The sequence below is a fragment of the Paenibacillus sp. TY11 genome (assembly GCF_059772165.1).
In genome coordinates, this window is record NZ_JCBAIQ010000027.1 from 1 (window position 1) to 25,654 (window position 25,654).

2 protein-coding genes are annotated in these 25,654 nt (G+C 49.5%); one reads left to right on the forward strand and one right to left on the reverse strand.

Going from position 1 to position 25,654, the window contains the following annotated elements; all coding sequences use genetic code 11:
- The first annotated feature begins 730 nt into the window (after positions 1-730).
- Positions 731-1,747 carry an alpha/beta hydrolase gene (locus AC6EJC_RS23205; RefSeq protein WP_444955996.1) on the forward strand — a complete coding sequence of 339 codons (1,017 nt, stop codon included), beginning with the start codon at positions 731-733 and terminating at the stop codon, positions 1,745-1,747.
- 127 nt (positions 1,748-1,874) lie between these two features.
- Here the strand turns inward: AC6EJC_RS23205 and AC6EJC_RS23210 are convergent, their stop codons facing one another.
- Complete coding sequence (locus tag AC6EJC_RS23210; RefSeq protein WP_444955997.1) at positions 1,875-25,601, reverse strand: non-ribosomal peptide synthase/polyketide synthase; 23,727 nt, start codon at positions 25,599-25,601, stop codon at positions 1,875-1,877.
- Positions 25,602-25,654 lie beyond the last annotated feature (53 nt).

The window sequence follows — 25,654 nt, forward strand, 5'->3', positions numbered from 1 at the left end:
GGCACGCCGCCAGCGTTCGTCCTGAGCCAGGATCAAACTCTCCATTAAAGACCAACCGAAGCTGGTTTATAGAAAGAGCGATAAGCTCATTTTGAAACTGACGAGATAAAATATCTCTTGTTTGATTTTGCAAGCAAAATCATTTTACTCACTCGTTGTTCAGTTTTCAAAGATCAAACATTCTTTTTCGTCGAATCAGCTCGTCGCCTCATCAACTCTTATATCATATCATGTCCGAACCAACTTTGCAAGCATTTTTTTAAAATCTTTTTTGTAACATTCGCTCGCGATCATTGTATTTCTTGGCCGGAATTAGAGTATATCATTCTGTGTTTTTAAATGCAACCTATTTTTATTAAATTGTTTTTACTATTTTTATAGTTGTAACTGTACCCTGTGCTTTATTCAAGTGGACCTATCGCCCGTCATCCAAGAATAATGAAGTCCAGGCAATGGCCTCGAAATATCGCGTTACTCATTACAACTCAAGTGCATATTCTGTTTTTTCTTTAATATTGATGATTTGACAAAGAAAGGATGGGTAAAAATGATAAAGAACGCCAGCGCCATAACCACTCAACCGCTAATAGAGAATAGGCGGATATTACGGAACTTCATTTTAATAGTTTACATGAAATCTTCAGCAAGCCACAAACCACACGAAAGCAATTTTGTTTCATATGACATTAGGTGATGATTAATTATTACATTATAGAGGAGTAGATTTTAAATGAAGCGACGAAGGCGAACATGGACGAAAATTCTGTCTCTTATCATCTCTTGCTTACTACTATTCGTTATCTCTGGATTTGTGTATGAGTGGATCGCATCCAAACAGGATAAATTGCAATACCCTCCTCTGGGGGAAATGGTCGACGCCGGGGGCTATCGGCTTCATATTCACAAACTTGGTAGCGGCTCTCCGACGATACTGCTTGAATCGGGGAGCGGGGAAAGCAGCCTGTCCTGGAGAGATATTCCCCAAAAGCTGTCTTCATTCGCCACCGTTGTATCCTATGACCGGGCAGGCTATGCATGGAGCGAGGAGGCTGCTACTCCACGAACCGGGGAAAACATCGTTCGAGAGCTTCATGTCGCCTTAAAGAATGCAGACATCCAGGCTCCTTATATCCTTGTAGGCCATTCCCTCGGGGGGATGTACTCAAGACTGTATGCACAAACGTACAGAGACGAGGTGGCAGGATTGGTCTTGGTGGATGCTAGGCCTGAGAATGACGCTCGCCGGACAAATAAGATCTATGCCAAGGAACGACCTAAGGTCAATCCCTCGCCGTTACTATCCATTCTCCTAGAAAAGTCGGGGGCTTTTCGTCTGTTCCCCAATTTTATGCTAACGGGTCGTGTCGAGTATCAAGATAGAAAATCTTTTGTGAATATTGTCGCTTCCCCCAAATACTTTCGATCTGTTGCCGAGGAGGGTGATCTGGCGAGCACGACCGAAGATGCCATACGTGGGCAGCATCTGGGGAATCTCCCTGTGCGTGTGATTGCCCGGGGCATCCAGCAAGATTTGACTCAGTTCGGTATTAGCAAGAGCGGAAATGACCAGATCGAACAAAGCTGGCAAATTGGGCAGCGTGAGATGCTCAACATCTCTACAAACAGCAAATTTATTGTTGCCAAGAAGAGCGAGCATATGATTATCCATGATCAACCAGAGCTTGTCATTCAGGTAATCCGTGAGCTCATCTCCCACTATCAGTCCTCCTCAACCAACCGTTCCTAAAAAACACAGATGATTAAGGGCATTATATGTTGATGGTTGCATAAAACACAAAAAGACGCCCGGGTTTCTCCTATATAAAGGAACCCGGGCGTCTTTGCTGCCCAACACTTATTATGGTTGATTGATCTTAGGACAAAATGGGCTTGTTTTTAGATGATGCTTCTGCGACCTTGCCAAGTATCTGTCTCAGCACTTTAGCATTCTCCCCGACATAACCGGAATCAAGCAGCACATCATGCGTTCCGATGACTTCGTATTCTTTGTATTGACCAAGTGTCGCCTGTTGCCATAACAATTTATCTAATGATGTATCCGGACCAATACTATCATCCTCTGCAATCAGAGCATGGATATTCGCATGAACTTCACCTGAGTTAATAAGCTCATCGCGGTAGACGGAGTAAACCAACATTTTGTCCATGACTCGCTCCCTGTCCACTGGATCGGCGAGGAATGCTTTGTACTGGTCCCTAATGCTGTCCAGTACCATCTCGACAATCTCTTCAAGCTCCTCCGGTGTCGATTCATCCTTGGACATCTTTCTCATAGCATCTACCATAATAAGGTCGCTAACATGGTGACCTCGGCTTTCCATGGCTTTAGCTACCTCGAAGGCGAGATTTCCTCCAAGTGAGTATCCCAGGAATACATATGGACCCTCTGCTTGAATATCCACGATGGCATCGATGTATCGATCCAGCATATCTTGGCCCTGGAAACGATCGCCGATAAATTCCATCCCGTACACCTCGCAAAGCCCTTCCAGCTCCTTGGCCATCTCATAGTACCCCAGAGAGTGGCCTACCCGTGGAGGGAAGCAAAACACTTTGAGTGTTCCTTTCCCTGGGAAGCGGATAATTTCCATTTCCTCTTCATTAGCAGCAGTTGTTGCCTGCAACTTGGAGATTTCATGCGCCATTTCTTCCACAGTCGGCAGATTAAACACGACTTGGAGTGGGAGCTGTACGCCCATACCGGACGAGATCCTTTGGATCAAGCCCAATACCTTCAGGGAATGGCCCCCAAGTTCGAAGAAATGATCCCTGATCCCGATTTCCTGTACGCCGAGCACCTCGGACCAAATCTGAGCGAGCTCTACTTCTGTCTGCGTACGCGGCGCGATATACTCCGCTGTGCTCCGCAGAAGTGCTTCTGGTGCAGGCAGCGCCTTACGATCCAATTTGCCGTTCGGATTCAGCGGCATTTGTGCCAACTGTACAAAAGCAGTCGGAATCATGTAGCTCGGCAGTTCGCTGGCCAGTGCCTCGCGTAACACACCCGCTGCAAGCCCCTCCTCAGCCACAAAGTACGCGCAAAGCTGAGTACTTCCAGCTGTATCAGCCAGTGCAAGAACAACTGCTTCCTGCACAGATGGCACTTTCAGAATTTGTGCTTCCACTTCTCCCAGTTCAATGCGGTAACCCCTGATTTTTACCTGGTGATCGATCCGCCCCAAATACTCAATATTCCCGTCTGGTAGCCATCGAGCCAAATCGCCCGTCCGGTAAATCCGTGCTCCCGGTTTGTACGGGTGAGGAATGAACTTCTCTGCCGTCAGGTCCGGTTGGTTGAAGTACCCGCGCGCTACCCCTTCGCCTGCAATGCAGAGTTCTCCCGGTACACCCACAGGTGATACCTGAGAAGCACTGTCCATCATCCAGACTTGCACGTTCGCGTACGGTTTGCCGATAGGTACATGCGTTAGAGCAGCAGTCTCAGGGCTCGTTGTATATCGGGTCGCATATACGGCCGCTTCCGTAGGACCGTAGATGTTTTCCAGTACTGCGTAAGGAGATACTTTATAATACTCTTCTACAAGTTTGGCAGGCAGCGTCTCGCCGCAGGCAAACAGGTATTTCAGAGTAAGGAATCCTTGGGTGCCGCTTTCTTTCAAGTATTGAACGAGCACACTGAGCATCGACGGCACCAGATTGAGATGCGTGATACGGCTCGTATTCACGGCCTCCAGCAGTGCCAACGGGTCTTTGTCTGCGCCCTGCGGCAGGATCACGAGGGTTCCCTGCCCAAAGAACCAGCAGAACAGTTCCGGCACGGAGAAGTCAAAGGTGAATGTCGTTTTGAGCAGGAATCGGTCACCTGCCAACATCGGATATTCAGCTTCCAACTGGCTCAGCGTATGAACGGCGGAACGGTGCTCGATCATTACACCTTTCGGCTTGCCGGTTGAACCTGACGTGTAAATGATATACGCCAGATGCTCCGGCCCCGCGATTGGCTCCAGACTCGAGTCATCCGCATGATACGCCTGCGGATCATCGAGTGCCAGGAGCGTACCAGCAAACGGAAAGCGATCTTTGAGATGGTTCTTCGTCAACAGAACCTTCGCTCCCGAATCCTCCAGCATGTGGCGAATGCGATCTTCCGGGAATTCCGGATCAATCGGTACATACGCCCCACCCGCTTTTAGAATGGCATGGATGCCAATGATCATCTCAAGCGAGCGCTCAACCATGATGCCGACCGGTTGGTCCGGTCTGACCCCTTGGGCACGCAACGTACGTGCGAGGCGGTTCGCCTGCTGATGAAGCTCTCCGTAGGTTAGCTCCGTTTCGCCGTAAATAAGTGCTGTACGATCCGGTGTAAGCGCCGCTTTTTCCTCAAATATACGGTGAAGGGTCTTCTCACGCGGATAAGGAGCTGCTGTATCGCCCCACACCTCTATAATCTGCGATTTCTCTTCCGGCGTAATCAGCTCCAGCTCATCAATGCGGATGGCAGGATGAACAGATACGCTTTTCAGAATCTTCATTAAATGTCCTTGAATCCGTTCCACGCTCTCCCGATCATAGACGCGGGCATTGTAACGGTACAAGAACTCCAGATTACGGCCTGGCAGCACAATGAGGTTAAAATCATAATTCGTCTGTTCAAACATCTGAACATCCGTAATTTTGTATTCAGCCTCTTCACTGGCAATTTTCTCTTCCAGATGCTCTTCTACCGGATAATTCTCAAATACCATAATATGAGAAATCAAATCTTGCTTTTGTTCGCTCTGTGCTTGAATCTCATAGAGCGGATAAGAATCATAAGCATGTCCTGCCAAATATAATTCCTGCTGTCTTTTCATCACATGGGAGAACGAATCGCTTCCCTCTGCCTGAACCCGAACCGGGACCGTATTAATGAAGAGACCAATCATGCTTTCGATACCCGGAATCTCGGCAGGTCTTCCTGATACCACACTTCCGAAGACGACATCCTGGCTTCTATTGTAGCGCTGCAACACGATTCCCCAGGCTGCTTGCATCAGCGTGTTCATCGTTACCTGGTTCTGCTTGGCCACTTGTTCCAGCCGCTCGGTCAGTTCCGCGTTTAACGTGAAAACAAGCTTTTCCGACACGTAGGCTTCTGCTTTTGCCGATGGCTGTGTTATCGCCTGCGGCAGCTTCGTCTGCTGCTCGTAGCCTTCCAGATAATTTCTCCAGTAAGAGGATGCCTCTTCCTCGCCTTGCTTCTCCAACCATTGAATATACTGGCTGTACGATACAGCTGCAGGAAGCTCAGGCTCCCTTTGCTCACGCAGAACCCCATACGTCTCAAACACTTCCTGGAGCACAAGCGGCATACACCAGCCATCCAAAATGATGTGATGAGAGCTCCACAGCAAATGGTAAGCCTCTTCTGCTGTACGTAGAATAGCAACACGCAGCAACGCTTCTTCAGCAAGATTAAAGCCTCTTGCTTTGTCCTGAGCAGTATAAGCTGCAAGACGCGCTTGAATTTCATCGACTTCCAGCTCGTGTAGATCCTCGTATGCGAAGTCACACGCTCTTTCTTTGAACACAATCTGAATAGGGAAATCGCCCCACCCGGCATGGAAATTCGTTCTCAATATGGCATGCCGTTTCATCAGATATTTTAAGCTGCGTTTGAAATCCTCAGGATAGAATGCTCCCTGAATTTCAAATTTGGCCTGCTCAAAGTAGACTTCTGAATGAGGCTCAAGCAAGCTGTGGAACAACATTCCTTTTTGCATCGGTGTTAGTTTATACATATTTTCAATACTGCCGATATGCCGTGTCTGCTCTTCTAACTCCTCAATCTTTTCCAAGCTGATATCTTTGAGGAGTACATCGCTTGGTGTAAGTTCTGTTCTTTCCTTACTTACGCAATGTCCAATAACTTCGCTAAGACGGTTCTTCAGAATGCCAACAAACTTAGCCACGGACTCCCCGTGGAACTGATGACGGTTATAGCTGACCGAAAGTTGAAGCCGTCCTTCGGCAATCAGTCCATTAATGTTCAATGCCTGATGCTGCACCATCTGCTCACTGACCTCAGGTCCTACTGAGTAAGGCGATACTTCCATCATCCCTCCTGCAAGATCCTGGTCGAACTGTCCCAAGTAGTTGAAGGTAATCTCCGGTTCAGCCGAGAAGGAGGAGACATCGGAACCGTCGCTTAAATATTTCAAAATACCATATCCGACACCTTTGTTCGGGATACGACGCAAGCCTTCCTTGACGTGCTTGATTCTGGCGCCGATCTCCAATTCCCCTCCCATCTCAAGGGCGACAGGGTATTGACTTGTAAACCAGCCTATTGTGCGGGTGATATCCAATTCCGGTACAATAGGCTCCCGTCCATGCCCTTCCAGAAGGATGCCTACACGTTCGATTCCCGTCCACTCGTGAACAGCTATACCGAGGGCCGTCAGGAGCAGATCGTTAACTTCCGTGTTGTAAGTGCGGTTCGCTTCTTTCAGGAACTGCTCTGTCTCTTCTGGCGACCACTTCACCGTAACAGCCTCGCTGTCTTTGATGAGAAGAATGTCGTCTACGTTATTTTTTGGAAGAGGGGCGAAGCCATCTCCTTCTATATCTACCCAATAGCTGCGTTCTTGTTCAGCCGCCGGGCTGTTCGCATATTGTGTAATTCCCTCAACCCATGCATGGTACGAATCCGTCTTCTGCGGAAGCTTGACAGCTTCTCCGCGCACCGCCTGCTCGTAGCCTTCCTGCAGGTCCTCAAAGAGAATACGCCAGGATACGCCATCAACAGCCAGATGATGAATAGCGATTAACAGATGTTCGCCGTCCGTACAGCGGAACAGACCCAGTCTAAAGAGAGGTCCATCCTCCAGAGAGATGCTGCGCTGAATGGCTTCCGCACCTGCTTCTATTGCCGAAGCTGGGTCTATTTCATCCCGTAGATCATGGATCTCGAGGCTATAAAGCTCACCCTCACCTAAACTGCGGTTCCAGGCTTCAAATCCTTGCTCTCCTTGGCGGAATACCAGTCGCAGCGCATCATGATGTTCTGCAATTTTCCGAACAACCTTGGTGAGCGCATCGGTGTTGAAGCCCTCCCGTCGGTACAACATGACTGACTGATTAAAGTGGTGCAGGTCCATCGACTGCTCATCGAAAAATCTGCGCTGAGCAGGTCCTAGTCTTACCGCTCCGTGTACCTCGCCTTGGTCCGCAATTCGGCTAACCGCGCTAACGCGCTGTGCCAGCTCTGCAATTGTCGGATAGCCGAACAAATCCTTCATTTCAAGCTTATAGCCTGCTTGGAGAAGCCTTGATGAGACTTGAATGGATTTGATCGAGTCGCCTCCAAGCTCAAAGAAATTATCATGTATGCCGACAAGCGGCACGCCGAGTACACCTTGCCAGATCGAAGCCAAAATGTTCTCCACATCCGTCCGCGGAGCGGTAAAGTCTGCACCCGCCTTTACACCCGAGTTCGGTTCAGGCAGTGCCTTACGATCCAGCTTGCCATTCGGTGTCAAAGGCATCACGTCCAGTTGGACGAAGTAAGACGGAATCATATATGCAGGCAGTCCGGCAGACAGTTCGTCTCTCAGCTCGCTGACAGACATTTCGCGATCAGCTACGAAGTAAGCACACAGCGATTTCTGCCCATGAGCATCTGCCCACGCAACAACGAGAGCTTCCTCGACAAGTGGAATGTCCAGCAGCTTGGCCTCAATCTCACCAAGCTCAATACGATAGCCCCGTATTTTAACTTGATGGTCAATGCGTCCAATGTACTCAATGTCTCCATTAGGAAGGCGACGAGCCAAATCCCCAGTGCGATACATATTTCCTTCCGAAGCGAACGGATTTCTAATGAATTTATCTGCGGTAAGCTCAGGACGGTTCAGATATCCACGGGCTACCCCGTCCCCGGCGATGTACATTTCGCCCTCCACGCCTAACGGTACGAGACGGAGCTGATCATCCAGAATATGGATGTATATATTGTCTGCTGGCAATCCAATCGGTACAGATTCACGCGTATCCTTTGCAGGATTGTACAGGTGAATCATGCAGCCGACGACTGTTTCGGTTGGTCCATATTCATTGTAGATTTTGATGTTGCCGCCAAAGAGATCTGTGATGGTTTTCGACAAATGTGTGGTCAGATTCTCTCCACCCACAATGAGCTGCTGAATGCGACTTTCCGCCGGGATGGTCATATCTTTAATCAGACTGAGATGAGTCGGCGTCAACTTGAGAATATCGACCGCATTTTCGCGCAAAATATGCTGTACAACCTCCGCTTTATCTATGCCATCATAAATCCGTACTAATCCTCCGTTAATTAATGGAGTAAAGATCGACGTCAGCGTCAGATCAAACGAAATGGATGAGTACAGTGGGAAGTCCGTTGGTTGCCCAGCACAATAGACCTTATTGGCCCACCAGATGTAGTTCACGATCCCTTTGTGGTTAATCATGGTTCCCTTCGGATTTCCTGTTGTACCCGAGGTATAGATTAAATACACCAGATCGTTTCCTCCAACAGGAATATTGGGATTATCCACCCCAGTTCCGTAGATGTGCGGCGAATCCAATTCCATAACCGTTCCCTCAAAGGAAGCCAACTCCGTTAGGTGGCTCTGTGTGAGCAGAATCTCAGCGCCGGAATCCTTCAGAATATACTGAATCCGCTCCTGCGGATATTCAGGATCAATAGGCACATAGGCTCCACCCGCTTTCAGCACACCCATGATAGCGACAAGCAGCTCTACAGACCGATCTGCCAACAGACCTACTACTTGTTCACTCCGTAGTCCCTGGGCTATCAAGGTGGAGGCCAGCCTGTTCGCCTGCTCGTTCAGCTCCCGATACGTGATCTGGATGTCGCCGTTTACTGCCGCAATCTTATTAGGCGTACGGACAACCTGTTCTTCAAACAAGGTATGCAGACCCTGATCGCTTGGATAGGTATGGGCCTTGCCGCCCCAGTCAAGCAGTTTCACTCGTTCCTCAGATGTTACAATCTCCAGTTCCCGGATAGTCGCCTGCGGACGAGTAGCCACCTGATCGAGCATCTGCAACAAGTGTCCTCCGATACGTGCAATGCTTTCTTGCTCGTAAACCGAAGCATTATAACGAATGCAGACCTTAATATCCTCGCCTGGAATCACAACCAGGTTGAAGTCATAGTTCGTTTGTTCAAACATGTTGAAGTCCGCGACTTCGAGATTGTCCTCATTTTGATTACCCGATTGCTCCACCTGTTCGTCGAGCGGATAATTTTCAAAGATCATAATATGAGAAATCAGGTCCTGCTTTTGGGTTGTTTTCCCCTGAATCTCGTACAGTGGGTAGGTATCGTAAGCACGGCCTGCCAGCGATTGTGCCTGTGTACGTTTCATGACCTCGACAAAGGCTTCGTCTTTGGATGACTGCACACGGATCGGTACTGTGTTAATGAACAGACCCACCATATTCTCGATACCTGCAATGTCAGCCGGTCTACCCGATACAACGCCGCCGAAAACCACATCCGAGCTGGCATTGTAACGTTGAAGAATCAGTCCCCAGGCTGTCTGCATGAGTGTGTTGACGGTCACGTGATTTCGCTTCGCGACAACATCCATTTTACCGGTCAAAGATGCACCCAAATGGAGAACATGCTCATTCAGAACATAGCCCGCTTCTTTAGCTTGTGGTTTCGTTTTACCTTCCGGCAATACGGTATTCCCGTCATAGTCTTCGAGGTATTGGCTCCAATACGTTGAAGCTTCTTGATCATCCTGTGCATCAAGCCACTCAATATAACGGCTATAGGGCTGAGCTGGCGGCAGGACAGGCTGTAATTGCTGTTTCTTGGCAGAATAATAATCGAACAGCTCCTGTGTAATGATCGGGATACACCAGCCATCCATGACAATATGGTGGAAGCTCCACAATACAAGACAGCTTTGATCCTTCTGCAAGACGGTCACTCGCATCAGCGGATCTTCTGACAAGCTGAACCCCTTAACCATATCTTCAGCAATATAAGCCTTGATTCGGGCTTCTTGTTCCTGCATAGATGCGTCGCGCAAATCTACGTAGTGCAGAGGGATTAACCGTTGCTTAAAGACAACTTGCAGCGGTACATCAGTAATGTTGTTGTAAAATCCGGTACGTAGTATGGCATGTCGTTGCACCAAAGCCTGGAAGCTCTCGAAGAAGATATCTACATCGAAGCTACCACGCAGCTCAAACGTTGCCTGTTCGAAGTATGAAGAGGAGTCCGGCTCCAGCAGGCTGTGAAACAGCATTCCCTTCTGCATTGGCGTCAGCTTGTACACATCCTCAATCTCTCCGATATGAGCCGTCTGCGCCGTGAGTCGATCAAGCTGCTCCAATGTTAATCCTTGGAACAGAACATCACTTGGTGTAAGCTGTGAACGCTCCTGAGCCACACAATGACGGATGACCTCACTAAGGCTTGACTGTAATAATTCAGCAAAATGACTCACCGTCTCGTTACGATACTGCCTGCTGCTGTACGTAATCGTCAGGGATAGCTGGCCTTCGGCAATCATGCCATTCACATCCAGAGCATATTGCTGTGGTGTGTAGTCGCTGAGCGCCTTACCAACTGAATGTGTGGATAGGCTAAGGGCATTACCCTCCAAATCCTGATCAAACTGCCCAAGATAATTGAAGGAAGTCTCCGGCTCCACGCCGAATCCGACACTTTTCTCCGGTGCCATATACTTCAGAAGACCGTAGCCGATTCCTTTGTGCGGAACCTCTCGCAAATTCTCCTTGATGCGCTTGATTCGCGCAGATACTTCCTGTCTGCCTTGCAGGTTCAGCAGAACTGGATACTGGGTTGTGAACCAACCCACGGTACGGGTAATATCCAGGTCTGGTACGATCATTTCCCGTCCATGCCCTTCAAGATTGACTAAAATCTGCTCCATGCCTGTCCAACGCTGAATGGCTGCCCCCAGAGCAGTCAAGAGCAAATCATTCGTCTCCGTATGATACGCCCGGTTCGCTTGTCGCAACAGTAGGTCTGTTTCTTCAGCAGACCACATTACCGTTACTGACTCGGTATCCCGAATGGTGCCTGGCTCCTGATCCTCATCCTTTGGCAGTGGGGCCAAAATCGCCTCCTCGATCTGCTGCCAGTATGCAAGCTCTTTGTCCAGGGTAGGCCCGGCCGCATACTTCGCCGCTTGTTCGGACCATACAAGATACGAATCGGTCTTTTGTGGAAGAATGATCGCTTGTCCATTCAACGCCTGCTCGTATCCCGCCGCAATGTCCTCAAACAGGATGCGCCAGGATACCCCGTCAACTAGAAGGTGATGAATAACAAGTAATAAATGATCTCCATCTTCACAATGGAACAAGCCTAGCTTGAACAGTGGGCCGTCTTCCAAGTGAAAGCTTGCCTGGATGGCATCGGCTTTGGCTTGAACGGCAGCTGCCTGGTCTTCTGCCTGTCGCACATCGACGATGTCCAATGTGTAGAGCTCGCCTTCGTCAGTTCCCCGATTCCAGGCTACATATCCAGCTTCTGAAGGCCGGAAGACCATACGCAGCGCGTCATGATGGGTGGCGATTTGGGTCATCGTCAACCGAAGTGCAGCCTCATCAAAGCCATCTTTTCGATAGAGCATAACAGCATGATTGTAATGATGCGGCTCCGCAGTATGGCGTTCAAAGAACCAACGCTGAATTGGCATTAACTCTGCCGCGCCTTTAATTTCGCCCTGTTCTGCTGTACGTCCGGCTGCCTGAAGATATGGGCTTAGCTCGGCAATTGTCGGATATTTGAAGAGATCCTTCATCTCCAGCTTATACCCGGCTTGGAACAATCTCGAGGATACCTGGATCGCTTTGATGGAGTCACCACCCAAATCGAAGAAATGATCATGGATGCCGACCTGCTGTGCTCCCAGCACACCTTGCCATACAGACGCCAAAGCTTCCTCAGCATTCGTCCTTGGCGGTTCATAAACTGCTCCAGTCTGCACATTGGCCTCCGGAGCCGGAAGCGCTTTGCGATCCAGCTTGCCATTTGGCGTCAATGGCATCTGTTCCAATTGCATGAAGTAAGATGGAATCATATAAGCTGGCAATTCTGCAGCCAAGGCTTTTCTCAACTCGCCTACCGTCAGCATCTGATCGGCAGTGAAATAGCCGACAAGCACTTTTTGTCCACTTCCATCCTCCCGGGCGAGCACAACGGCCTCCCTTACAGACGGAGCATGGAGCAACTTCGCTTCCACTTCGCCCAGCTCGATGCGGTAACCCCGGATTTTAACCTGATGGTCAATCCGTCCCAAATACTCCATACTGCCATCAGGCAGCCAGCGTGCCAGGTCACCCGAGCGGTACATACGCTCGCCCGCTTCAAACGGATGAGTGACAAACTTCTCTTCCGTCAATTCCGGTCGGTTCAGGTAGCCGCGCGCCAGGCCTTCGCCCGCCACATAGAGTTCACCCGGAATGCCAATCGGCTGTGGACGGCGTTGTTCATCTAGAATGTACGCACGCAGCGTCGGAATCGTGGTCCCGATATTGCTGCGGCCCTGTTCAATTTCCAGTTCTGTGATTTCCTTGTATGTTACATGGACGGTCGTTTCGGTAATGCCGTACATGTTGATGAGCTGCACTTGCGGGTACTTCGTTCTCCAGTCCTTGAGCAAGGCCGGGCTTAATGCCTCTCCACCGAAGATAATCATACGGAGGCTCAGCTCTGCTGCGTGATGACCAAGCTCTTCCTGCAGCAACTGGTAGAAGTATGTCGGTGTCTGGTTCAAAACAGTGACCTTCTGGTCCTTAAGCAATTGCAAGAAGCGATCCGGACTCTTTGCCGTAAGCGATGGGACGATGACCAATCGTCCTCCGTTCAGCAATGCCCCGTACATTTCCCATACGGAGAAGTCAAAGCAGAATGAATGGAACAGTGTCCACGTATCCTGAGGACCGAAATCAAACATATTTTTATCATTAAAGAGCAGTCGGACTACATTTTTGTGCTCGATCAGCGTTCCCTTTGGCTTGCCTGTCGTGCCCGATGTGTAGATGACGTAAGCAAGATCCGTCGGTCCAGCCGCAGGCTTCAGATTTGAGACATCTTCCTTGTAGGAAGCGGTCTCGTCCAGATTGACGATATCCCCGGTGAAGGAGACACGTTGCTCCAGATGCGCTTGTGTCAGCAGTAGCTTGGCTCCCGAATCCTCAAGCATAAAGCGAATGCGGTCCTCTGGATATTCAGGGTCTACAGGGACATAGGCCCCGCCTGCCTTCAAGATGGCTAAAATTCCGACCACCATTTCAAGGGAACGATCCGCCATAATTCCAGCCAAACCGTCTGGTTGCAAACCACGTTCTCTCAGCGTTCGGGCAAGTCCATTGGCCCGCTCGTTCAGCTCGCTGTAGGACAGGGCTGCCTCTTCACATACGACTGCCACTGCATTCGGAGTACGTGCGGCCTGCTCCTCGAACAGCGCATGGATCGTCTTGTCACGAGGATAATCTGCCTTGGCTTCGTCCGGCGCTTTCATCAGCCTTGATTTTTCCTGAGGTGTCACGATATCAAGGGATGACAACGGCAGTGCCGGATTGGCTATGGCTTCCCGAATAAGCTGTACAAAGTGGCCTGCCATCCGCTCAGCAGTCTCTTGCTTGTAGATCGCAGTCGCATACTCAAGCGTGCAGTTCAATGCCCCGTCTGCTTCACTCACGGTCAGTGTGAGATCGAACTTGGCAGCCGGATGTACATTATCGTAAGGAGTGAAGCGTAATCCTTCTATTTCTTGTTCTCCCTGCTCGATATTTTGCAGGACAAACATGGTATCAAATAGTGGGTTACGGCTCAAATCACGCTGAAGCTCCAGCTTTTCTACCAGCTCCTCGAACGGGTAATCCTGGTTTTCATAGGCCCGCAGCGCTGTTTCCTTCACTTCCTGCAGATAAGCCTCGAAAGGCTTCTCTCCTTCTGGATAAGTACGAAGTGCCACTGTGCCGACGAACATACCGATGAGGCCTTCGAGTGTCGCATGGGATCTTCCTGCCACAGGTGAACCGACAATGACATCTTCCTGACCTGTGTACTTATGCAAGAGCGCTGTATAGGCTGCCAGCAGTACCATGAACAGAGTGGAACCCGTTCGGGTAGCCAGCTCCTGAAGTGAAGCACTCAGAGAAGAATCAATTTGGAAGTCGATTCGATCGCCCGCAAAGCTTCGCACCGCAGGACGAACTTCATCTCCTGGCAAATCCAGCACTGGCAAGCTTCCGCGGAAAGCATCCAGCCAGTAAGCTTCCTGGGCCTTAAGACGCTCGCTTCCGAGCTGCTCTTGCTGCCATACAGCATAGTCTGTGTACTGGATCTGTAGCTCAGGAAATACGTCCTCCTCTTGGTAGAAGCGGAGAAACTCTTCTATGAGAATATTCATAGAAACCCCATCTGAGACAATATGATGCATGTCAAACAATAGTAAATGGCGCTCATGTGCAATTCGAATAAGGCCGACCCGCAGCAATGGAGCTACACCTAAATCAAAAGGACGGACAAACTGCTGAAGGGTAGCTCCTGCCTCTTCCTCGCTCAACTCCGCATATTCCACAGTAAACGGAACATCCGTCAGGAGCTGCTGTACAGGTTCACCGTTCACAGTCACAAAACGAGTACGCAGCGAACCATGACGTTGAATCAGACGACGGAATGCCTGCTCTAGCCGTTCCCGATCCAAAGCTCCCTCAACCGTAAGGATACCCGGCATATTGTAGCTCAGCTCTCCACCTTCCAGCTGACTTAGAATAAACAGTCGTTTTTGAGCCGAGGACAATGGGTAATGCTCTCTCGCTCCCGCTGTAGGAATTTCTTCGAAATTCAGCGGTGTATAGCCCTCAATGGCACGAGCCAATCCTTCAATAGTAGGAGACTCGAACACTTCTCTCAGACTAATCTCGCGATTCATTTCCTTGCGAATTCGTGAGACTAGCAGGGCTGCACGCAGGGAATGACCTCCAAAATGGAAGAAATTATCCTTCAATCCCGCGCCCTCTACACCCAGCACCTCTTGCCAGATTTCGGCTAATTGGATTTCCACAGGTGTCCTTGGAGCCTCCGATGAAGCCGCTGCCCATCCACGCTCGCCCTGCAGCGCTTTTCGATCGATTTTTCCGTTCGACGTCAGAGGCATATCCTCCAGTTGTATGAAGCGGGAAGGGATCATATATCCAGGTAACATCTCCGACAGGACGGCCCGAAGCTCGGATACCTCAAGTTTCTGAGCAGCTACGAAATAAGCGACTAGATCTTTGTAGCCGTCTTCGCCCTCTACAGCCATGGCCACGACTTCCTGAACGGACGGCACTCTGAGCATTTGTGCTTCTACCTCGCCTAGCTCGATACGGTAGCCGCGGATTTTGACTTGGTGATCTATTCGGCCTAAGTACTCGATGGTTCCATTCGGTAACCAGCGAACCAGGTCACCCGTCCGATACATACGCTCTCCTGGAGCAAACGGATTGTCCACGAACTTCTCATCCATTAACTCAGGCCGGTTATGATACCCCCGTGCTAATCCGATACTCGAAATGCATAGCTCTCCAGCTACACCGACAGGTTGCAATCTAAAATGGTCATCCAAGATGTACACGCTATGGTTAGCAATAGGTCGTCCAATAGATACAATATCCGTTGCTTCCTCACTGTCCGGGACAGACCAGATTGTGGTGCATACGGAGTTCTCCGTTGGGCCATAGCCATTAGAGTAACGTACATGCTTCCTCCACTCTTCGATCAACTCGACCGATGCGGCCGATCCAGCGGTTAGCAGGCACCGCAGTGTTGGCAAACGCTCTGGATCAAGGTGGATAGCGTATGCTGGTGGCAAAGTCGCTATCGTAATCCCCTTATCGTTCATGAACTGCTCGAACAGGGCATGATCTAAAATATCTTGTGTAGAAGGGATGCACAGAACCCCCCCATGGCTCAGCGCCGTTAAAATTTCTGAAACCGATGCATCAAACGACAGGCTTGCAAACTGAACGATCCGATCCTGCGGTGTAACTTCGAAGTGTGCCCCATATACGTCCGAAAGATTTGGTAGTCCCCGATGCTCAACTAATACGCCCTTAGGCTGACCCGTCGTACCTGAAGTGTAGATCACGTAAGCCAGATCATCCGGACCAGCAGTATCCTCCAAACTCGAGGTGTCGGCATCATAGGTCGATGATTCATCCAGCAGCAAAACATTTTCCGTCCATCCGAGATGCTCCAAGAGATGGGCCTGTGTAAGGATCAGCTTCGCCCCGGAATCTTCAAGCATGTAACTGATTCGTTCTTTCGGATACTCTGGATCGATTGGAACATAGGCACCCCCGGCTTTCATAATGCCGTAGATACCAACGATCATTTCGAGCGACCGTTCAGCAATCAGTCCCACCAGATCTCCCGTCTTGATTCCCTGAGTACGGAGCCTTCTCGCCAGTCCATTGGCTTTTGCATTGAGCTCGGCATAGGTCAGACTCTCGTCCTCGAACCAAATGGCAGTCGCATCCGGCGTTCGTCCCGCCTGTTCCTCCAACAGCCCGTGGAACGTGTTACAGTGCTCGTAAATGCTTTTCGTATTTCCCCATACGTTCAGAATCTGTTCTCTCTCCTGCGGCGTGACTAATTCTAGAGCATCCACGGAAATAGCAGGGTTCTCTACAATTTGTTCCATAAGGTGAACCAGATGGCCCTTGATTTGCCCAATTGTCACTGGGTCATAAACAAGTGCATTGTACTGGAACAGCAATCTCATCTCTTCGCCAGGGAGGACAATTAAATTAAAATCATAATTCGTTTGCTCAAGAAGCTCCGCTTCCTCAATCTCAAAGGCAGCCTCGCCACCACCCAGACGCTCTACCTCTTCCTCCACAGGATAGTTCTCAAACACCATAATATGGGAGATTAGATCCTGCTTCTGGTCCGTCTGAGCCTGAATCTCAAACAACGGGTAGGTGTCATACATATGAGAAGCCATATATTGTTCCTGCTGCTGCTTCATCAGCACGGTGAAGGGGAGATTCTCCTCTGTCTTCACACGAACGGGAATCGTATTGATGAACAAACCGATCATCCGGTCAATGCCCGGAATTTCTGCTGGTCTGCCTGATACTACACTTCCGTACACAACATCCCGGCTACCGTTATAGCGTTGAAGCGCAATGCCCCAGAGGGACTGCAGCAATATATTCATCGTGACATGAGCATCCCTGGCCACCTTTTCAAGGCGCTCAGTCAATTCCCTGCTGAGAGGATAATTCAGCTTTTCTGCTACATAGCCTTCTCCCTTACTTGCTCCACCGACTTGAGGTAAAAGCGTCTGCTGCTCGTAACCGGCCAGATATCGGCTCCAATAGTTGGACGCAACTGCTTCATCCTGCTGTTCCAGCCATTCGATATATCGACTGTACGGATGAACCTCTGCCAGCTGCGGCTCTCTTCCTTCCAGGAGGGCAAAATAGTGTTCAAATACCTCCTGCGTAATTAACGGAACACACCAGCCATCCATGACGATGTGGTGAAAGCTCCATAAGAGGCGGAAGCTCTCTTCATCTCTTTGTAAAATTGATACACGGAGAAGCTCGTCTTCAGCCAGGTTGAAGCCCAGTGCTTTGTCCTTAGCACCAAATGTCTTCAGGTAAGCTTCGCGCTGCGATGCATTCATCTCCCGCAGGTCTTCGTACACCAATTTAGCGCCTCTGTGTCGAAATACAACCTGCAAAGGCTCGCTGCCCCATCCGCTGTAAAAGTTCGTGCGCAGGATGGCATGACGCTCCACCACTGCATCCAGACTGTGTCCGAAGGCGGTCGGATCAAAGCTACCCTTAAAGTCAAAGGCAGCCTGCTCAAAATAAGCACCTGTATGCGGCTCAAACATATCATGGAACAGCATGCCCTTCTGCATCGGCGTCAGACTATATACATTCTCAATATCGCCTATGTGGCTAGTCTGCTTAGAAAGCTCCTCCAGATCGGCAATGCTTAGACCCTTCGCAAGCACGTCGCTTGGTGTCAATACGGTTTTTTCCTGGGTTATGCAATGCTGGAGAAGCTCCCGCAGGCTTTCTTCAATATATCCAGCGAGCTGTTCCATCGTAGATGACTTATACTGTTTTCCGTTATAAGTAATCGTCAGAGTCAGGGCTCCGTCCGTCACCATGCCATTGATATCTAGCGTATAGGCCGGTTCCTCCAACAAGCTTTGGGCGCTTCCAGTCGGATAAGGAGAAATCTGCAACGAGCTGCCTTGCAAATCCTGATCAAATTGCCCCAAATAGTTAAAAGAAATCTCAGGCTGCAAGCTGAAGCTGTCTTCGTCCAACTGACTTGCCATCGTTTTAAGCAACCCGTAGCCAATACCTTTGTTCGGAATTCGGCGCAGCCCTTCTTTCACAGACTTGATCAAGGCAGCCACTTCCGGGTCATCCCCCAAGTCTAAAATCACCGGATATTGACTTGTAAACCAGCCTACGGTACGGGTGATGTCGATATTCGGTATAATCGGCTCACGACCGTGTCCTTCCAGATTCACAGCAACCTTTCCGATGCCAGACCACTTGGATACCGCCATGCCTAGAGCAGTCAATAGCAGATCATTCGTCTCTGTTTGATAAGCACGATGGGCTTTTCTCAACAATTGGTCGGTTTCTTCTATAGTCCATTGTGCTGTTACTACTTTGCTATCCTGTAAAAGAAGGCTTTCCACAGCCTCATCCTTCGGCAACTGTTCGAGTGGCTGATCCTCCAGCTCTCTCCAATACGCCCGATGAGTCTCCATTTCAGGACCTTCCGAATAACGAGCAAGGGCGTCTCCCCAGTCACGGAAGGAATCCGTCTTCTGCGGGAATGTCAGCGCTTGTCCTTGAATCACCTGCTCATAGCCTGCTGCAATATCCTCGAACAAAATCCGCCAGGATACTCCGTCCACCACCAAATGGTGGATCACGATCAGAAGGTGGTCTCCATCCTGACAATGGAAGAGCCCTAACTTCAGCAGTGGACCTTCTGCCAGATTGATACTGCGCTGAATGTCATCCGACAGCGATGTAATGGCTGCAGCCGGATCGGATTCATTCCGTAAATCAGCGGTGAAAAGGCTATAAAGCTCTCCTTCTTCAAGATCACGATTCCAAGCTTCGTATCCATGCTCTGTCTGACGGAAAACCATGCGAAGGGCGTCATGATGCTCAGCGAGTTTTCTTAGCACCTGATGCAAGGCCTTTTCCTCAAACCCTTGTTCACGATACAGCATAACCGCTTGATTGAAGTGATGAGGCTCTGCCTGCTTCCGTCCAAAGAACCACTGTTGGACTGGAGTCAAGCGAGTCGCTCCACGCACAACTCCCTGTTCAGCCATATGCACAGCCGTTTGTATTTCCGCGCCTAGCTCGGCAATGGTTGGCGATTTGAACAGCTGCTTCATCTCTAACCGATAGCCGGCCTGCAGTAACCGTGACGACACCTGAATAGCTTTTATGGAGTCTCCGCCCAATTCAAAGAAGTTGTCATGGATACCCACCTGTTCGGCACCCAACACCCCTTGCCAGACAGATGCCAAAGCTTCTTCAGCCGGTGTACGAGGAGCTGTATACTTCCTTCCTGTATGCGCGCCTACTTGAGGAGCCGGCAGAGACCTGCGGTCCACTTTTCCGTTTGATGTTAATGGCATACGATCCATCTGGATAAAGTAGGATGGAATCATATAGCCCGGAAGTACCTGCGATAGGGAAAGACGTACTTCGCCTGCCGTGAGCATACGATCGGCCACATAATAAGCGCAAAGCTGCTTCTCTCCAAGCTCATCCGCGCGAACGACCACTACGGCGTCGATTACTGACTCCACCTTGGCCAGTTGGGCCTCGATTTCAGGGAGTTCGATGCGGTAACCGCGTATTTTGACCTGCTCATCAATTCTTCCTTTGAATTCCAGATTTCCATCCGGAAGCCAGCGTACCAGATCACCAGTTCGGTAGCAGAGTTCTCCATCCTTCACAGGGCTAGGGACAAATTTTTCTGCCGTGAGATCGGGGCGATTGAGATATCCGCGCGCTACACCTTCACCGCCGACAATCAGTTCGCCCCAAGCTCCAATAGGTTGCAATTGAAGCGATCCATTGACCACATAAGCGGTCGAATTACTAATGGGGCGACCAATCGGCACTCCCCCTTCAGCACGACCTGGAATCTTGTAGGTGGTGGAGAAGGTCGTATTCTCTGTCGGACCATAGCAATTGATAGGGACAAGATCAGGATTAGCCTCGATTACACGATTCATATGAGATAGAGACAGTACATCACCGCCGACTAGCAATGCTTTTAGCCCTCTGAACAGGTACTCATCCTGCAGGGAAAGCTGATTGAAAAGCGGTGAAGTAAGCCACAATGTCGTAATCCCGTACTTGGCAATAGCCGCTTTGAGCCTATCAGCAATCAAGATGTCGTCGTTCTCGACGAAATAGAGCTGTCCGCCGTTAAGCAACGCCCCCCATATCTCGAAAGTGGAAGCATCGAAGGCCACGGCTCCCGTCTGCAAAATTCGTGTGGATTCATTCAGCTCCACATAATTGGTTTCTTTAACCAGACGGACCACGTTCCGGTGTTCAACCATAACGCCCTTCGGTCTTCCCGTCGTGCCCGATGTATAGATGACATAAGCAAGCCCCTGCGATCCCTGAGCAGTCTCCGGCTGGGCAGGTTCAGCTGCATAAGCCTCATCACTGCTGAGATCGACAATCGGTATACCGTAGTCTACACTTATAAGCTCGCCCTTTTGCACCAATAATAGCTTGGCGTCGGAATCATCAAGCATATAACGAACCCGATCTTCCGGGTAATCAGGATCAATCGGCACATAGGCTCCACCTGCCTGAAGCACCGCGAGCATACCAATGACCATCTCGATGCTTCGTCCGCCCATTACGGCCACAGGCTGCTCCCTCAACGTTCCCAACCGACGCAGTGTTTGGGCCAGTCGGCTCGCCTTGTCTTGCAATTCAAGGTACGTTAGCTGGACATCGCCGAATACAAGCGCCGTCTGCTCTGGTGTACGCTTGACTTGTTCTGCGAACAGCTCGTGAATAGTCTTCTCACTTGGATAAGGAGTCGATGTCGCGTTAAATACTTCAACGATCTGTACTTTCTCCTCCGGTGTGATCATTTCTATCTCGGCCAATTGCAACTGAGGATTGGCCGCGACTGCGTGCAGAACCCGCAGCAAGTGCGTTGCAAGTCGCTCTACACTTTCACGCCGATATAAAGCCGTACTATACTCGAGGCCAAAGGCTAATTTTGACCCCTTCTCCTCTACATTGAGGGACAGGTCAAATTTGGCTGTGACGGTGTCCATCAAGTAAGGAGTAAAGTGCACTCCGTCCATATCCTGCTCTTCCTGCTCGGTATTTTGTAATACCAATAAGGTGTCAAAGAGCGGATTGCGGCTGACATCACGTCCTACGCCCAGCTTTTCGACCAATTTTTCAAAAGGGTAATCCTGATGCTCAAACGCCTTGAGCGCCGTTTCCTTGATTTCCAGAAGATAATCCTGAAAGGTTTTATCTCCTGCCGGGTAACTGCGCAAGGCCAGTGTGTTGACAAACATTCCGATGATGCCCTCAAGCTCAGCCTGCGGTCTTCCGGCTACTGGAGAACCTACGACGATGTCCTCCTGTCCTGTATATTTGTGCAGTAATACCGAATAAGCGGCCAGCAATACCATATACAGTGTAGTACCTGTACGGGATGCAAGCTCTTGTATCGCCTTATTGCCAGACTCATCCAATGTAAAATCAATTCGGCTACCCTCGAAGCTCCGAACTGAAGGTCGTTGGAAGTCTGTAGGCAAATCCAATACCGGCAACTCTCCTTCAAAGGATTGCAGCCAATATTTCTCAAGATCTTGCCATTGGTTCTCTGACTGTTCCCGTTGCCATACGGCATAATCCTTGTACTGGATGTGCAGCTCTGGTAGCTGTTCTCCTTGATACAAATGAGTAAGTTCCTCTATCAATATTTGAATAGAAACTCCATCTGAAATGATGTGATGCATATCAAACAGCAATAGATGACGCTCCTCCTGGAGCTTCACCAAGCTAACACGCAGTAATGGAGCCTGGCTCAGATCAAAGGCACGAATAAAGTTGTGAATGAGCGTATCCGTCTCCTCCACCAAAGCCTCTGTGTAGTTCAACGCAAACGGCACATTCCTATGCACACGCTGAACAAGCTCTCCATCCTGCATATAAAAGCCGGTTCTCAGGGATTCATGACGCTGGATCAGTGCCTGGAACGCAGACTCCAGCCGCGTGCGATCCAACGGTCCATCCACTGTGAAGACCCCTGGCATATTGTAGCTGAGCTCTCCCCCGTCCATCTGTCTCAGCACGTATAACCGCTTTTGCGCTGAGGACACTGGGTAAGCTTCGCTTTCCGTTGCCTGTGGGATGGATTCGTACATGGTCGGAATGTGTTTTTTCACAAGTTGCGCCAAGGATTCGACCGTAGGTGACTGAAACACCTCACGCAGCGAAATGCTACATCCCAATTCTTTGTGAATCCGTGAAACGAGCACTGTCGCCCGCAAAGAGTGACCACCAATTTCAAAGAAATTATCTCTGACACCGACACGAGCAACGCCCAAGATATCTTGCCAGATGAGTACCATCTGAGCTTCCACAGCAGTTCTCGGAGCCAAATAAGCCTCACCGGATTGTACGCTGCTTTCAGGAGCCGGCAACGCACGGCGATCCAGTTTGCCATTTGGTGTAAGCGGCATTTGCTCCATCCGGACAAAATAAGAAGGAATCATGTAAGCGGGGAGTTCCGCCGCCAGCTGAGACCGCAATTCCCCCGGTGAAAGATCACTGGAGGCTACATAGTAGGCGCACAGCAATTTTTGGCCCTGTTCGTCTTCCCGTGCGAGGACAATCGTTTCCCGTACGTTCGGAGCCTTGAGAATTTGGGCTTCTACCTCACCAAGCTCAATTCGGTAGCCGCGAATTTTGACCTGATGGTCGATCCGCCCCAAATATTCAATATTGCCATCAGGCAACCAACGAGCAAGATCCCCAGTTCGGTACAGCCGCTCTCCCGCCCGATACGGATGCTCAACGAATTTCTCAGACGTCAAATCCGGCCGATTCAAATACCCACGGGCAAGACCGTCCCCCGCAATGTATAGCTCTCCCGGAACCCCAACAGGCTGTAGCCGTCTTTGCTCATCGAGAATATAAGCACTAAGTGTGGGGATCGTTCTGCCAATATTGCTTTTCCCCGCTTCAATCTCATGTTCCGTGATTTCCTTATAGGTGACATGGACCGTTGTTTCCGTAATTCCGTACATATTAATCAGCTGCACATCAGGATACTTGACCCGCCAGTTTCTTAGAAGAGATGGACTTAAGGCCTCTCCACCAAAAATGATTTTTCTAAGGCCAAGCTCTGTCGAAGAGTTCGTTAACTCTTCCTGTAGCACCTGATAAAAATACGTCGGCGTCTGATTCAAAATGGTGACTTGGTTGTCTTTCAACAACTCCAGGAAAGCTGCTGGGTTCTTGGCTGTGAGAGATGGAACAATCACCAATTTCCCTCCGTAGAGAAGAGCTCCATACATCTCCCAAACGGAGAAATCAAAGCAGAACGAATGAAATAGCGTCCACGTATCCTGAGAGTTGAAATCAAATAAATTTTTATCGTTAAAGAGCAGTCGAACTACATTTTTGTGTTCAATCAGCGTGCCCTTTGGCTTGCCGGTCGTACCCGACGTGTAGATAACATAGGCCAGATGGCTTGGTCCCGAAATACTCTCCAGATTGGAAGCATCTCCTGTATACGTTGCAGCTTCGTCCAAACTCACAAGCTTTCCGTCAAAAGTGGTGCTCTCCCATAGATGACTTTGAGTGAGCAACAGACGGACACCTGAATCCTCCAGCATATAATGGATACGTTCTTCGGGATAATCGGGGTCAATCGGTACATAGGCACCACCTGCTTTCAAAATGGCCAACATCCCGATGACCATCTCCAAGGAACGGTCAGCCATAATCCCTACGAGCGTATCTGCTCCTACTCCCTCGGAGCGCAAATATCTCGCAAGCTGGTTAGCCTGCTCGTTTAGAGCTAGGTATGTAACGCTCTGCTCGTCCATCTGAACGGCTACGTGATCTGGCGTGCGCTCGGCTTGTTCTTCGAATAAGCCATGGATGGTCTTCTCACGTGGATAATCGACTGCAGCACCTTCCGAAAGAGCCAAAATGGACTGCTCTTCTGGTTCACCCAGTAGGTTTACCTCTGCGATGGAAAGCTGAGGTGAATGAATGATCTGCTCGGCGATCGTAAGCAACTGGGAAACCATGTCCTTAACTTCACTGCGTTCAAACAGCTCCGTCCGATAATCGACATCCAGTACCAGTTCGCCTTCATCCAGGATCTCCACGATATGAAGCACGAAATCGTTCACTTCGTCCCCGCAGAAATCATAATCTGTCAAAATACGCACATCATCCAAATCAACCCAATTGATAAGACGATATTCCATTGAAACGCCAAAAAGCCGCTGAATATCCTTGTTACCATGCATTTCTCTAAGATCCTGAATTAACTGATTGTATGGATATTTCTGATGCCGCAGGACTGACATCTGATCTCTGGCTACATCCTGCAGGAAGCTCAACACATCCATATCCTTTTTGACGTATGTTCTGGCAGCAGCGGTGCTGACGAACATACCTATCTTTTGCTTCTCTTTTTTGTTCCCCCGGTTAGCGAACGAAGTGCCAATCACCACATCCGGCTGATTCGTCATTTTGTGTATGTAGATATACATCGCACCCATGAAGAACTGGAACAAAGAAATCCTATTCTGTTGGCAAAATGCTTGCAGCTCGTGATATAGCACTTCTGGTACGGTAAAATGCTCCCGAACGGCGTGGGTGCTTAAAGATAACGGATTATATGACTTCCAACCCGTAAGCTCAGGCAAATCGGAAAATTTATCCAGCCAGTATGCCTTATCCTTTTGGTATCTGTCAGAAAGTTCGTATGCATTCTCATCTGCAATATATTGAATATACGAGCAATCGTCGCCCAGCTTCGGTTCATTACCTTGAATTAACTCCATGTAAAATGTTGTAAGCTGATTGCCATAGACCACCATTGATATTCCGTCAGAAATAATATGGTGCATCTTGATATTAATCCAATACTCTTCCTCGCTAATCTTCACAATTAAAAACTGGAAGAGCTCAGAATCCAGCAGGGGCAAGGGTTTTCTTTTGTGTTGCTCAAGTAAGGCTTCCACCTCAGATACACTTTCATAGTGGCTAAGATCGAGGCACTCCAACTGTCTCTCTTCATAAGGAACGACGTACTGCTGAGGCACTCCATCCACTGAGGTAATACGGATGCGGAATGCATCATACTGTTTGATAATCAAATTAATGGACTGCATAAAGGCAGCAATATTGATATGCCCCTTCATCTTAGCTGTACCGGAAAGCTGTGACACTGACGTATCTGGGTAGAGTAATTCGGTATACCATATACGCTTCTGCGCATTTGTTAAATCATATAACTGCATGTCATTCATCTCATTCACTCCTATTCCATGATGTGAATATCCTCCCGCTGCACCTGGCAGTC

Excerpts from the sequence above, each read along its gene's own strand:
- AC6EJC_RS23205 (WP_444955996.1), top strand. The coding sequence starts at position 731 with ATGAAGCGACGAAGGCGAACATGGACGAAAATTCTGTCTCTTATCATC.
- AC6EJC_RS23210 (WP_444955997.1), bottom strand. The coding sequence starts at position 25,601 with ATGAATGACATGCAGTTATATGATTTAACAAATGCGCAGAAGCGTATA.